This is a genomic window from Methanosalsum natronophilum, from assembly GCF_024808815.1.
Taxonomy (GTDB): domain Archaea; phylum Halobacteriota; class Methanosarcinia; order Methanosarcinales; family Methanosarcinaceae; genus Methanosalsum; species Methanosalsum natronophilum.
The window spans coordinates 13,936-28,279 of record NZ_JANUCS010000022.1; the positions used below are offsets into that span (position 1 = coordinate 13,936).

Here is a 14,344-nt window from a genome sequence, read left to right on the forward strand (position 1 = left end):
CCTCTAATTCAAATCATATCACGAGGAATGAGTTCATCCCAACTTTTACTAAATATTCTTGCATCTCCCAAATAAGCATCCAGTGTTGCACGTACTTGAAAGTCAGTTGCTGTTGAGGTCAGGATTGTTCTTGTAATTGTTTTTATGTTCCAATCACCCCTTTTAAGCATTCTTGCACTCTCAACTTCCCCTTTTACAGTATTATAATTGTTATTTAAGTATGAATATATTTCAGTAGTTTCCCTTGCTATCTCTAAATCAATAGCATTAAGTAACAACTTGGCATCATTGTTAATTATTTTTTGTTTTACTTCATTTGTAGCAAGATTATGAACTACTGTCCATTCTCTTTTAGCTGGAGCCAGAAGTGTAGTGTCTATAGGTTCTGATGATATCGCATTTCCAAGAGTGCATAGCTGTTCATCAAGTTTTTTGTTTTTGTGCCTTATTGGTAGAATTAATCTTCCAATGTTTTTTATTTTTAGAGACGCGGGTTTTGGGCTGGGCCAAGCTAATGGCCAATAAGAAGTAGAAATTGCAAGGCGAATCTTATTGCCAGCTGGGAATTTTTGTGCAACATGATTCAAATTGATACATACTTTATACTTTTGTCCAACCACAAGATTCTCAGGATCTTCATTGCTTTTACGATGTGTTAAATTCAGTAGACCATAAGTAACTCTGGTCGAAGTTCCTTCCCTACAAACATCATTTAATCGAATTGCAATCATTGCAACAGGCTGATCAGATTCGACTTCAAGTTCTACCAGGGGACTACCTAGTATCTCAATATCTTCTTCAAGTTCAGGTGTTTCAAAAGTTAGAGCACCTCCATCTTCCACATTTTGATCATGTGGTAAATCTGTTGATTCTGCATAAGAGTACCACTTACCAGCAAATAACCCAACACTTAATGGACTTCTTATCCTATGTTCCTCAACTTCAAATTCGGGTTTTGTTTCATGTATTCTCCCAAAAGATAAATAAAGTTCTTTATTTTCAACTTTAGGTGATGGCCACTCATCTTCTGCAATCCATCTACCAGGGGATTTTGGTATTAATGGAGATACACTATCTTGCATCCAAAAACGCATGTTGGGTTCATTCAAAATGCCGTTTTTGATACCTTTAAGCCAGTGGTCCCACCATTTTATTGCTTCATTCAAAAAATCAATCCCTGGGCCGGGGCCTCCAAGATTTGGGTATTTATGTCCCCAGCCTCCAATCAAAGCCTTTTTTGGAACTTTTAAATTTTCCATTAGTCTAAATACTGTGTTGGAATAACCGTCAGCCCATCCACTAATTGCAAAAACTGGACAAGTAATTTTATCATAGTTTTCAGATACCGACGCATGTTTCCAATAATCATCCTTTCTTTGATGCTCAAGCCACTTTTTCAGCCATAAGCCACTACCTTCAAGTCTCTCTAACCACATATCTTTCCAACTTTCCCCAACTATTGCAGGGTCTGGAGGTAAAGAGTTATAAGAAAACATGGTTGATGCCCATGAAAGATTGTCTGTTAACATGCATCCACCCATATAATGAACGTCATCATTGTACCGATCATCTGATGAAGATACTGTAATTATAGCTTTTAAGTAAGGCGAACCTAGTGAAGCAATTTGCAGTGCATTGAACCCACCCCAAGATATTCCCATCATACCTATATTACCAGTGCACCATTTTTGTTTAGCAATCCATTCTAAAACTTCTAGGCCATCGTTAAGTTCTTGGGGTAAATATTCATCTTTGAGAACGCCATCTGAATCACCACTCCCTCTCATGTCCACCCTAATAGCTGCATAGCCATTTTGTGCAAAATATCTGTGAATTTTTGAGTCACGAACTGCTTTAAAGTCCCGTTTTCGATAGGGTATATATTCAAGAATAGCTGGTACAGGTTTGGATTCAACATCTAAAGGTAGCCAAATCTTAGCAGCAAGCTTACAACCATCTGACATTATTATCCATTCATTTTCAAGTTCTTTAAAGGTTTTAGAATTTTCTTGCATAAAAATAACCAGCCGAATACTTTAAAATTTTAATCATTATTTGCTTATTGGAAATATATTGAATATTTTCGTGACTATATCCTAATTATAGATGTTATTTATAAATATATTGTTCAAAGATCTTATTTAATAGATATATTTAAAAATAATTCTTTTAAACAATTATAAAAATAAAATAGTTAATCAAAAATAGATATAAACGTTATATAACATATTTATATCATTTAAATTAGTTTAAAGCTCATAAAAAATATGAATTTGATTAATAAAGCATCAAAAAACATTATTTGAAGTTATTATGCCCCATTTTTAGTTACTGATTTCCAAAATATTTCCATTTTTTCTAAAGGTGTGTTTAAAGGAATTTCACAGCCTGTAGATAAGATAAAACCAGTTTTTGGTGCATTTTCTAAACAGCTATGCACTTCAAATGAAATGTTTTCTTCGGTGTCAGAGAAAAAGACACCTGGATTTATGTTACCCATTAGGCATGTCCCTGCATCCATAATTTCTTTCATGTTTGAAAAACAGTAACGCTGTTGGCATCCAAGATTCTTGTGATTATGAAGAACATCACATTTAACCCCGTATTTTCTTTTTAATGTGCTTGTCTCTCCAAAAGCAAAATTGATTGCATCTGGTTTTAAATCAGCCTCAAGGTCATGAAAGGCATTCAAAGCACAATTATGAGATATAACATATCCTTTATTCTTTTGAATATTTGAATATAATTTTTTAGTATATTTATTACCAAACTCTTTAGCCATGCCATGACTAAAGAGATCTGAAGTACTACCACCATTTTCTACAAAAATTCCATCTGCTCCTGCTTCTAACATTACTTCTGAAAAATATATACAGCTTTCAGTTACTCTGTCCAAAAGAAGTTTAAAATTATCAACATCTTGTAACATATCAAAATACATCTGGGGTCCTTCAATCAATTGATCAGCAAGCATTAGAGGAGATAGCATTGACCCACAAATAAAAGTTTCATCTCCGACTTCTTTAGATAAGATTTCAATAGAATCCGAAATTGTTTCTACTCGGTTTGAACTTTTAATTTCTTCTGGGTCAATCATGTCGAATTGTTTTGATGATTTTATTGCATGGTGTGATACATTTGGATAGCCATCGTTTTTAATAACTAATTTATTCCCTAAAGCTTCAGCTTCTACCAACAAACACCCCCAAGGAGACATAACATTATCATGATGGTACATCTCGCGGGCTAGTATCTGGGCTTCAGCAATATCTGAAGCTGAACGATAAACTTGCCCTAATGATTTCCCCATATTATAAAGTACATTATTTCCTGCTCCAAACCACAAATATCCAAATGGAGTTCTATCTACCTCATCCCCTTTTAAGGCGTTAATGAATCTTTCTTTAGATGTGAAAATATCTTCCATAAAATCTAAACACCTACATTATTTTATTAAAACAACTATGAAATTCATTCTATTTATGTGTAGTACAAAGTAATATTCATAGTTTGAATTCTTCTTTTTGATACATATACTCTTCATAAAACATCTGTACCATCAAAACAAGATACATTAAAAGAAGTGGCCCAATAATTAAACCAATAATACCAAACAGGGTAACCCCTATAAATATACCAAGAAGTGTTACAAAGGGATGGATTTTACCAATTTTATGATGAACAAAAGGTCTGATTAAATTATCTACATTACTTAATATCATACCGAATGCTAATATACCAATACCAGCGGTGATATCCTGTACGTATAGCAGTTGATATAACCCTGCTGGAACCCAAACTAGGGTAGGGCCGATTACTGGTAAAATTGAAAGTATTCCTGTTACAAATCCCCAAAAAAAAGCTCCTTGAATATCAAATATTAAAAAGGAAATTGTTAACAATCCACCCTGGGCAACCGCAACAAACCCAGTAGCTATTATTGTTGTATTTACAATCTTTTTGAATTCCTCAAACAGTTCTGATACATGTCGTTTATGGAACGGAACTACACGATATATCAATTTCATAATTTGTTCTTCACTAACAAGAAGATAGTAAAGTAAAAAATACATAATAGTAAAAATTATACCCAGATGCAACATTTGTTGAGGAATTTCTATTATAAATGAAGTAAGGCCCTGAGCAATAACTTCAACTTGCTCATTTAGCATATCTTGTAACCCTAATTCAGGCCTAGTTTCTTCTATGAAATCAATATAATCAAGTACTTCGGGAATGTTGCCAACTAAATCTTGAATTGTCTTAAAAGCGTACTGAAGATCTGTAGCTATTAGTTGTATCACAACATATGCAGGAATGATAAAAAGAGGGACTGTTAAAACCAGAACAATAAGTCCAGATAGTTTCTTACCAAGTTTTAATTTATTATTTAGGAAACAAAATACTGGCTTTAAAATGACATACAGAATAAAAGCTATGAAAAATGCATTAATGTAAGGAATTAAAGCATAAACAATAACAATAGCTATTATGGCTAGCGATAATATGGCTAAAGCCATTCGGACTTTTCCTTCATCAAGTAAGTTGTCATCAAACTTCATATTTTGTCATTTCTTATCTACTTAGGTTCTAAAATTTAGCCAATACAATACAATTTGAAATCAGAGTATACGTTACAAAATCCATGTATCTATATATATCTTTGTGCAATTTATAAGGATTCTAGGCTTTAGTTATGCAATCAAAGTCTACATTAGCTTCTATAATCTGTGGAACTTCACCATATAAAGCCATCTTGTCTCCTATTATAAGAACTGCACCTAGTATTTTATCAGAGTTTGATAATACTTTAAATGACTCTTTTATATTAGATTCGTTGGCATTGTTTCCGAGTGCAGTTGCTGCAGAATCAGCTAATGAAACATCATTTGAAAATACTATTGCAGCATCAGCGAATCCAAAGCTTATAGAAGGTCCAATGGTGCCCGAAGATGTGCAGATACCTAAAATTTCTTTATTTGGTGGAATTAGAAAACCAATATCTTGGAAAAAAGAGTTGCCAGTATAAACTCCTACAACAGTCTCCCTATCATTGATAAGTGCAATATCTCCACCATTATCAACAATACCATAGTTAGCACCTTCAGCTATCATTGCTTCTAGTGCAAGAGATGCTAAAGTTCCTGCAACTGCACTCATTGGACCAATCCCCATAGAATTTCCTGCATTTATGAGTCTATCCACGCATTCAGGACTATCATCTGTAGGTAAATAAGGGTCAAGAGTTATTTCAAAAAAAGGATTTTTTTTTATATAAGTTTCAAGCAATTCACGGTGATTTTTTACTGATGCTTTAGCTGCTTCTAGATAAGTTTTTTTATCAGCAATAATAGTAACGTTACTCTGCTTTAAGTGAAGATTTTCTTTCATGAAAAGCTCATCTCTCAAGACTTAAAGCATTGTGAGGGCACATCTGAATACATGTCCCACATTGTATACATTTTTCTTGTTCTACTTTAAGTGACCAATCAGCCTCAAAAGAGAATACATCAACTGGACAAACTGAAATACAGGCACCACATTCAATACATTCATCTTCATCTCGTATAATAGGAGTATCAAGGACGGTGACTTTCGCACCTCTCTTTGTAAGTGCCTTATTAATATCTGTATATTTTTCGTTCTCTATATCTGCAACTAGTTCCCCTCGAGTTGAATCTAGGTGAGCTTGTGATATATTTAACAATGCGCCTGTCTCAACAATAGATTCTGCAACTATTGGTTTACCGACAATATCTGATGAAATATCAATTCTTATCTTCATAGATTTCCTCTCCTTGCAAGAAGCTTACTGATATCGTCACTTGTAATAATACCTACCACATTTCTTTTATCATCAATTACTGGTAATGCTGATACAAGATTTTGATCAAGTCTATAAGCTGCAATATCTATGGGTTCATTTGGAGTGGCAGTTATTACATTACGTGTCATTATGTTTCCAACAAAATCAAACTCTTTTTTAGCTACTGCTTTTGATATATCCCATGCCGTTACAATCCCTGTTAATATATTTTTATCCGAAACAACCGGTAAATGGTTAAAGCTACATGTCATTATCTTATTAGCAGCTTCATATGTACTAGCATTCTCTTTTATTGTAACAACTGACTCTGACATAATATCACCAACAAGAGGATTGACACTAGTTTGCTTCATTGGTCTATTAACAGTTTTTGAAGATAATCTTTCTACAGGTAACGTTAAATTGAAATCTCCTTGAATTATCGACTCTTTAAGCTCGGATGCTATTTGTCTAGATTTTTTAAAACTTGATAGAGATGAAGTTGGTACTTCTTTACCAGCTATATCAATCATACCTGACCTAAGTTCTCCATATGTAACTTGGCGAATAGTAGGCCTATTTCTGCTTGGTACACCATAATCCAATATATTAGTTACAATATCATCATCACTGACAGCTGTTGCTCTGGCAATATCTTCATTCAGTATAGGTATAGGAACACCAATACCTACATAAAGTGATGTACCATAACCTTCAAAACTTGCTGCCTTTACATATTCTGGACTCATACGCTTCATGTCGCCTTGAACCATCATTGTGCCAAAATTGGTTTCTGGAGAATGTTGTGTGCCAATACCAGTAACATATCCTTGTGAGCCACCCAATAATATCCTAGTGCCAGTACCAATAGTTTCATAATTAGGATCATTTGAAAGAGGTGATAACACACCAGCTCCAGAATAAGTTACATTACCATTGTTCGGGAGTAAAATGCCCATATATGTTTTTAGTGTAGTGTTAGAACTATTAGTTGCAACATTATATTTCTGGTAAGCATTCCTCGGATTTTGCATAATGGCCTGGTTTAAATCATCTATTGTAAGAGTTGTATTTAGCATCTTTCTGGGATAACAATCAGTTCCATATGAAGTAGCATGCACATCCACAGATTTTCCTCTAATCAAATCTTCAATTACATGAGCTCCACCGTACTCTATTCCCATAGAATCAGAAAGTTGTGTTGCACCTATATATGCATCAATTGCTGCAACTCCTGTATAGGCTTCAACATCGTTTAACCAAACTTTTTTCATCTTAATTGGTGGATCAGAGTGACCAAAGTTTAACCATGCGCCTGAAGAACACATCGCACCAAAAGTGCCTGTAGTTACAACATCAACTTCTTTTGTTGCTTCAGAAACACTTGTTACCTTAACAATATCTACCATTTCTTCGGCTGTTACTACTCTTACATTTCCTTCTTCTATCTTCCTATTAATATCATGAATTGATTTTTTTACCATTATCTGGCCTCTTTAGATAACAACTAATATTAAATAATGATAGATTTTAATTAACTGTTTGTTCAATAACCTCATTCACTTCGATATCAAAATATAAAAATACTTCCACTTTGACATAAAGTGATTAAAATGTAATTTACCAAACTAAGAATGGTTTAGAAATTACTTCCTTATAGAAGCTAAAGTTAATAGGTTTTTATTCTATTAATGTGTAGCAACTAAGGTATGCTTAAACATAAAAGAGAAGTATAGTTGAAGTTACTACTAGCAAGATTATGGTGATTAATGTGAAAAGAGTACTTGCAACAGGAACATTTGATATTTTACATCCAGGACATATTCATTATTTGACTCAAGCGAAAAAATTAGGTGATGAACTAGTAGTTATTGTTGCAAGAGATTGTATGATAAAACATAAGCCTAAACCTATAATACCAGAAAAGCAACGTGCTATGATAATAAGTCAAATGAAAATGGTAGATAATGTAATTGTTGGTAGTGATAAAGATATTTTCGAACCTCTCAAATCAATAAATCCAGATATAATTGCACTTGGTTATGATCAGCATTTTAACCCTTCAAAGTTAAAAGAAGAGTTAGATGAAAGAGGTTTTAATCCTAAAATTGTAAGAATTACTAAATTTGAAGAATGTGATATGTGTAGTAGCGGAGATATTATTAAGAGGATAATTAAAATTTCTCAACACAAAAAAAGCCGTTAATGCTAAATAAAAATAAAATCAGAATATTTAAACTTTATAATATGTTTTCTATCCTCTCAAGAGCTTGTTTTATTCTTTCAGTAGATGTAGCATAGGATATTCGTACAAAATGTTTTCCGCTTTTTCCAAAGGCTGAGCCTGGTGTAACTGCTACGTGTGCTTCTGACAATAACTTTTCAGCAACCTCATCACCAGTACCGTACTCACTTACATCAGCAAACGCATAAAAAGCACCATTTGGCTCATTACAATTAATGCCAATTGAGTTTAAACCATTTATTAAAACATCTCTACGTGCCTTAAATTCCTGTACCATCTTATTTACAGGTTCTTGACTACTTTGTAATGCTGCAATACCTCCATATTGAGCAAAAGTTGTAGCACTGCTAACAGAATGAGAATGAATTTTTAGCATACCCTTTAATAGATTAGTTGGTGCACAAGCATACCCCAACCTCCATCCAGTCATAGCATAAGCTTTTGAAAATCCATTTACTGTTATAGTTCTCTCCTGCATACCATCAAATGAACCAATACTATTATGTTTTTTCCCGTAAATAATCTTTTCATAAATCTCATCTGACAAAACAAGTAAGTTATGGTCAATAGCAATATCAGCTATTTCTTTCAGAACACCTTGATCATAAACTCCTCCAGTTGGATTGCAAGGAGAATTCACCACAATAAGACGTGTCTTGTCAGTAATATAGTTAGAAACATCTTCGGGTTTGAAATCTCGCTGAGAATCTGTAGGAACCCATACACTGTTAGCTCCTGCAAATTTAATACATGGGTCATATGATACCCAAGCTGGGTCAAATAGGATTGCTTCATCACCATCATCTAATACAGACATCATTATCTCAAAAATGGCCTGTTTTGCACCTGGTGTTACTATAATATTTGAATCTGTTACATCCAGATCATTCTCATTTACTAGCTTTTCAGCGATTGCTTCTCGTAATTCAGAAATACCCATAGAGGGTGCATAATGAGTTGCGCCTTTAAACATAGCATTGGATGCAGCGTCACATATATGTTTTGGAGTATTAAAATCAGGTTCTCCTAAACTAAAGCTTATTACATCTGCTCCTTGTTTATTTAATTGACTTGCAATGTTTGCTATTTTAATAGTAGCTGACTCTTCTAATCTCTTCAGCCGTGTAGATGCCATCAGAATTCCACGTTTGTTTCAAAGTATTTAAAACTATAGCCTTTTTAAAAGTTTTACTGCAGATTCCACAGCTCGTTTTGCATAATCGACCCTTTGATGTGCTTCCATTCTTGTCATACCAGGTCCTGCAACACCAAATGATACTGGCTTATTAAACTCAAGAGAAAGATCCATAATCTTCCTAGAAGCATGTTGAACTACAATTTCATCGTGATCGGTACTCCCTTCTATAACCATACCAAGAGTTACAACTGCATCAATATCATCACGTGAACACAGCTTTTTGATAGCAATAGGCATATCATAAACACCTGGTACAAGTATAACTTCTACCACATCAGCACCTAAAAATTGTGCATGTTCTTTTCCGAGTAACTCCATCTGATAAGTTAAATCTCTATTAAATTCTGCCACAACAAATCCAAGTTTCATCGACATAAATAATCTCCAGTTATATTTACATTCTTATAGAACCAACATCTTCATAACCCTGACGTTGACCTGTACCAGCTTCTTTAATCAATTTTTCTGGTTTAGTTAACAATTTTATAGCATTTAGTGCATGTTCTCTAGACCTTTTTTCCATAAGGCGAGCCAATTGATAATCATCTATAGCTTCGTCCTCATGTACAAAAACTTCAATTATATGAGTATTGGTCATAAGTTGTGCTTGAATTAACCCTGTAGAGGCTTCGTGTGCACATACCTTATCAATATCTTTTGATCCAGGCATTCCTAGTGCAATTACCAAGTTGCATCCATGTTCATCAACAAGTTTTTTACTTGCTACCGGCAAATCTTTTATCCCCGGAACCGTAACTCTTTTTATTTGAATCGAGGCGTTTTGTTTAATTTCGTCTATTGCAGCACTACCCATATCAAAACGTGCAAATGTAGTATCGACAACGCCTATTGTTTTCATATATATCATTTGGGAATGTTATATTATTTAACAGTATTCAATACATCACTGGCAGCTTGTACTCCATCGCCTAATGTATTAATTTGTTTTCTATTCTTTAACACCATTTCAAGGGTCTGTATGGTAGATAAAACGTTATTTGAATTAACATTGCCCATATTTCCGATTCTAAATATTTTACCACTTAGATGTGATTGACCACCAGCAATAATAATTCCTTCATTCAACATATCCTTCTTTATGTCATTACCATTGATTCCATCAGGTACCTTCATAGCTGAAACAGTATTAGAATAATTACTATGGTCATTTAATGTAGGAAACATTTCAATTCCTAGTGCATTCATAGCTTCTCTTACAGCCCGAGAAAATAGTTGATGTCTTTTTATCCTTAACTCCATACTTTCTTCCATGATAATGTTGAGGGCTTCTTGAAGACCATAAAATAATGGCAGTGCTGGCGTATATGGAGTTTGAGTTAGTTCCTTATCAGCACTTTTCTTGTAAGCTTTTAAATCCAAATAATATGGTGATGATTTCACATTTTCCATCACATCAAAAGCCTTCTCACTAACAGATATCATCGATAAGCCAGGGGGTGCACCTATACATTTTTGTGAACCAACTACAGCAATATCTACATTCCAATCATCAATAAATACATCATCTCCACCTATTGAAGTAACTCCATCCATTATAAACAATGCACCATACTCTTTTGCAAGCTTTCCAACTTCTTTTGCGGGATTCAAAATTCCAGTCGATGTCTCATTGTGTACCATAGCTATAGCTTTTGCACCCTGCTCAAGTTTTTCTGTTATTTGGTCAATGTCCACAGAAGAACCCCAATCATACTCCACGTGAGCAACCTTGCCATATCTTGAAGCTATGTCTTTGAACCTTTCACCAAATTTACCATTTTCAACCGCTATAATAGTATCATCTTTTTCAATTGTACAACCGATAGCTGCCTCCATTGCTGCAGTACCAGATCCACTTAAGATGAATATATCATCATCTGTAGAAAAAATTGATTTAAGATTATTTATACAATCATCATATATTTGCGAAAACGCAGGACTTCTGTGGTTAATCATAGGTTTTGACATTGCTCTGAGTATTCTAGGAGCAACTGGCACAGGTCCAGGCATCATAAGTAACTTATCTTCCAAGTCCATATTAGGGTCACCTTTTTAAAATCAGTTTCCATGTTTAAAAAATGTTTAATGTATTTATTGTTTTTCTTATGCTACAGTCATTCAGTTGAATGTAATAGCTTAAGTACATCATGCTTTGTAATTACTCCCACTACTTTTCCATTATCCATTACAAGGACAGCCCGGCTTCTTTCAAGAATACTTGATACAACTTTAAATTCTGTATCCAGAGAAATAGTTGGAAAAGAGCCTTCCATTAGCTCAGATACCTTCATTTTAGAAATATTTGTATTTTTCTTTTCAGTTAGTGACTTAATTAACATATCTTCAGACAAACTTCCAACTGAAATACCATCCACAATTATTGGAATTTGTGAAAATCCATATTCTTCCATAATACTTGCAGCTCTAGTTACTGAATCTTTTGGGAGTATATGAATAACTGGATAATTCATTACATCTTTGACCAAGATACTTTCATTTTCAACTTCTTCAAACGCTTCATATATCTTCTTTATCGTAGATAGTCTAGGATCAACATCACCTGATTCAATACGCGCTATTAAAGGCTGACTTACACTCGCCCTTTTTGCAAGTTCACTTTGTGTCATTGAAAGCTCATTTCTTTTTTTTTTGATGCTGGACGCGGTAGGCAATATCATATTTATTACTGATAGTAATTTTTTGTATATAAGACAATTGGTTATCGTTAATCTAGGTTACCATAAATATATTGCTATTCCTTGAAGAATTTAGAATTGAATTCTAAAAATTGCGAAGAATAAAAAAGTAAGATTTTATAAGACTTTTAGTTAAAACTATTGTATTAGTTTTCACTTAAGAAACGTTATGACAAAATTAATTTATATATAAGTATTTGGGAAAATGATTACTTCACAAAGCTTATATTGAATACGCATTTTATAAATGTTGATTAAAATAAAAACAGTAAGGATTAAACTGTAGATTTTATATGAACTATCAAGAATAGTGGAGTTTTAAAATTAGTACTTATATAATTTTATATTCATGTCAGAATATTAATAACTCGTTTAGTACTCTTATTGCTACCTTTTTAAGCTGAAACTTTATTGATAGTTTCAACAGTTTAATTTTATTAAAAAGTAACCTTGGAGGTAAAAATTTGAAAGAGAAGCAAAAAGGTTTGACTTGCTTTGGTGATTGTCTAAAAACACCTACATTAATACTCTCTCTAACTATAGCTGTAGTCTTTGTTTTCTTTGGTGCAGTATATCCAGAAGCTACTGGCGAAAGGATGGAACTTGTATTTGACTGGATGGTGACAAGCCTTGGCTGGTCATTTATGTTAGGAGCAAGTATATTTCTATTTTTAATTGTTTATCTGATGTTAAGCCCTTTGGGTGAAATCAAACTAGGGGCTGATCATGAAAAACCAGCTTATTCCAATAGTGCATGGTTCGCTATGCTTTTTAGTGCAGGAATGGGTATAGGTTTACTTTTCTGGGGTGTTTCTGAGCCAATATGGCACTATATGTGGCCACCATACGGTGAAGCTAACACTGCAGAAGCAATACATACAGCAATGCAATACTCCTTTTTCCATTGGGGATTCCATCCATGGGCAATCTATGCTGTGGTTGCGGGTTCACTCGCATATTTCTCCTACAGAAAAGGATTACCAATGCTTTTAAGCTCTACATTAGAACCTATTTTAGGTAGAAAAGGTATTGAGGGAAAATACGGAGTTCTTATAAACACTATAGGTGTATTAGCAACACTTTTTGGTATCGCTACTACATTAGGTTTAGGTGCAATGCAACTTGGCGCAGGTGTAGAACGACTCTTTGGTTATGCAAGTGAACCAAGTCTCTGGATTGTTATAATAATCATAGTAACAATTTTAGCAATCATATCGACTGTAAGTGGTATAGATCGTGGAATTAAATGGTTGAGTCAAATAAATTTGACAGTTGCTGGTCTTTTACTACTACTAGTCTTAATAATTGGACCTACGTTATTCATCCTGGATATATTTACTCATTCAGTTGGTGCATATTTACAAAATCTGTTACAAATGTCATTCGCAACTGATGCCGCTGGAGCAGGAGCTGAAGGTTGGGGAGCTGCTTGGACTATATTTTATTGGGCATGGTGGATTGCATGGGCACCATTTGTAGGTTCTTTCATTGCTCGTGTTTCAAGAGGTAGAACTATAAGAAGTTTTATTGTAGGAGTTATGCTCGTACCAACAGTAGTAAGCATGGTATGGTTTAGTGTTTTTGGTGGTTTAGCATTATTCACAGAACATTTCGGACCAGGTGGAATTGCTGCAGCTGTTGAAGTTGATGAAGCAGTAGGTTTTTTCACAGCACTGGCTGAATTCCCATTTGCTGCATTGCTTGTCGTAGTAGCAATGATTTCTATATCAATATTCTTTGTAACATCTTCAGATTCTGGAACCTATGTTATAGGAATGCTTACATCTAAGGGTAATCCTCACCCACCAGTAGGTATCAGAATTATATGGGGAACTATTGAAGGAGCTTTTGCTGCTGTACTACTCCTTGCAGGTGGATTAGAAGCATTACAAACGGCTTCAATCATAGGTGGCTTTCCATTCATGTTGATAATGTTATTGATGATATATTGTTTATTCAAAGCATTATACATGGAGTTGCAAGAAGAGTCACTTCCACTTGAACGTGCAAAACTAAGAGCAACTATTAAAGAGCTTCAGGAAAAAATTGATCAAAAAGAAGCTGAAGCAGAAACTAGTTAAGCAAACATTGAAATGAGCTATTATTTAAATCAATAGCTCATCACTATTTTTTTATACATTACTTTCTACTAAAGTAATTTTATAACACAAAATAAAGATTATTACTTTAAAAAATATAGATTTTCAGGCTCTGTAGAAATCCTTATGTAAATAATAATTGTAAATGAGTTATATCTTTCGATGTTATGTATTAATATCTTACATTTTACTTCCTTTACCTGGTTTCTGTACTTTCTGGACTTAATTTCTTCACCATATTTTCTTTTCAGAACTGAGAACATTGTCTCTACCAGGTTTCTAGAATGGTAGAGTTTTTCA

13 protein-coding genes and 1 pseudogene are annotated in these 14,344 nt (G+C 33.9%); 2 read left to right on the forward strand and 12 right to left on the reverse strand.

The genetic code is table 11. From position 1 onward, the window contains the following. Window positions 1–8: 8 nt before the first annotated feature. The 6 genes from J2T59_RS09500 to J2T59_RS09525 form a co-directional block, all read right to left on the reverse strand. On the reverse strand, window positions 9–2,015 hold the full coding sequence (locus tag J2T59_RS09500) for a CocE/NonD family hydrolase (protein ID WP_259135697.1): 2,007 nt from the start codon (window positions 2,013–2,015) through the stop codon (window positions 9–11). Window positions 2,016–2,311: 296 nt separating this feature from the next. Further along, the gene (locus J2T59_RS09505) at window positions 2,312–3,427 is read right to left on the reverse strand and encodes a uroporphyrinogen decarboxylase family protein (RefSeq protein ID WP_259135698.1); all 1,116 of its coding nucleotides are present in this window, start codon (window positions 3,425–3,427) and stop codon (window positions 2,312–2,314) included. A 76-nt stretch (window positions 3,428–3,503) separates the two neighbouring features. Continuing rightward, a complete protein-coding gene (locus J2T59_RS09510) occupies window positions 3,504–4,562 on the reverse strand; it encodes an AI-2E family transporter (protein WP_259135699.1) in 1,059 nt (352 codons plus the stop codon). Between the two features lie 121 nt (window positions 4,563–4,683). Continuing rightward, the gene (locus tag J2T59_RS09515) at window positions 4,684–5,391 is read right to left on the reverse strand and encodes a UPF0280 family protein (RefSeq protein ID WP_259135700.1); all 708 of its coding nucleotides are present in this window, start codon (window positions 5,389–5,391) and stop codon (window positions 4,684–4,686) included. 7 nt (window positions 5,392–5,398) lie between these two features. Then, window positions 5,399–5,785 (reverse strand): 4Fe-4S binding protein, encoded by a 387-nt coding sequence (locus J2T59_RS09520; RefSeq protein ID WP_259135701.1) that lies wholly within the window; start codon window positions 5,783–5,785, stop codon window positions 5,399–5,401. Next, on the reverse strand, window positions 5,782–7,290 hold the full coding sequence (locus J2T59_RS09525) for a homocysteine biosynthesis protein (RefSeq protein ID WP_259135702.1): 1,509 nt from the start codon (window positions 7,288–7,290) through the stop codon (window positions 5,782–5,784). The genes J2T59_RS09520 and J2T59_RS09525 overlap by 4 nt, the downstream gene beginning before the upstream one ends. A gap of 287 nt (window positions 7,291–7,577) precedes the next feature. On the opposite strand from J2T59_RS09525, the gene J2T59_RS09530 reads away from it, so the two are divergent. After that, a complete protein-coding gene (locus tag J2T59_RS09530; RefSeq protein WP_259135703.1) occupies window positions 7,578–8,012 on the forward strand; it encodes an FAD synthase family protein in 435 nt (144 codons plus the stop codon). Between the two features lie 34 nt (window positions 8,013–8,046). Here the strand turns inward: J2T59_RS09530 and J2T59_RS09535 are convergent, their stop codons facing one another. From J2T59_RS09535 to J2T59_RS09555, 5 genes are all read right to left on the reverse strand, one after another. Beyond that, the gene (locus J2T59_RS09535) at window positions 8,047–9,186 is read right to left on the reverse strand and encodes a pyridoxal phosphate-dependent aminotransferase (RefSeq protein WP_259135704.1); all 1,140 of its coding nucleotides are present in this window, start codon (window positions 9,184–9,186) and stop codon (window positions 8,047–8,049) included. Between the two features lie 33 nt (window positions 9,187–9,219). Next, window positions 9,220–9,624, reverse strand: a complete 405-nt coding sequence (gene ribH / locus J2T59_RS09540; protein WP_259135705.1) for a 6,7-dimethyl-8-ribityllumazine synthase — start codon at window positions 9,622–9,624, stop codon at window positions 9,220–9,222. A 19-nt stretch (window positions 9,625–9,643) separates the two neighbouring features. After that, entirely contained in the window at window positions 9,644–10,108 is a 465-nt protein-coding gene (gene ribC, locus J2T59_RS09545) for a riboflavin synthase (RefSeq protein WP_259135706.1), read from the reverse strand. A gap of 23 nt (window positions 10,109–10,131) precedes the next feature. Continuing rightward, window positions 10,132–11,286, reverse strand: a complete 1,155-nt coding sequence (locus J2T59_RS09550) for a pyridoxal-phosphate-dependent aminotransferase family protein (RefSeq protein ID WP_259135707.1) — start codon at window positions 11,284–11,286, stop codon at window positions 10,132–10,134. Between the two features lie 77 nt (window positions 11,287–11,363). After that, window positions 11,364–11,927, reverse strand: coding sequence for a CBS domain-containing protein (locus tag J2T59_RS09555; protein ID WP_259135708.1), 564 nt, complete (start codon window positions 11,925–11,927; stop codon window positions 11,364–11,366). Between the two features lie 482 nt (window positions 11,928–12,409). Between J2T59_RS09555 and J2T59_RS09560 the strand changes: the two genes are divergently transcribed. Then, on the forward strand, window positions 12,410–14,026 hold the full coding sequence (locus J2T59_RS09560) for a BCCT family transporter (RefSeq protein ID WP_259135709.1): 1,617 nt from the start codon (window positions 12,410–12,412) through the stop codon (window positions 14,024–14,026). A gap of 101 nt (window positions 14,027–14,127) precedes the next feature. Here the strand turns inward: J2T59_RS09560 and J2T59_RS09565 are convergent. Further along, window positions 14,128–14,344 (reverse strand): annotated as a pseudogene (locus J2T59_RS09565) (IS5 family transposase); the annotation flags it as partial.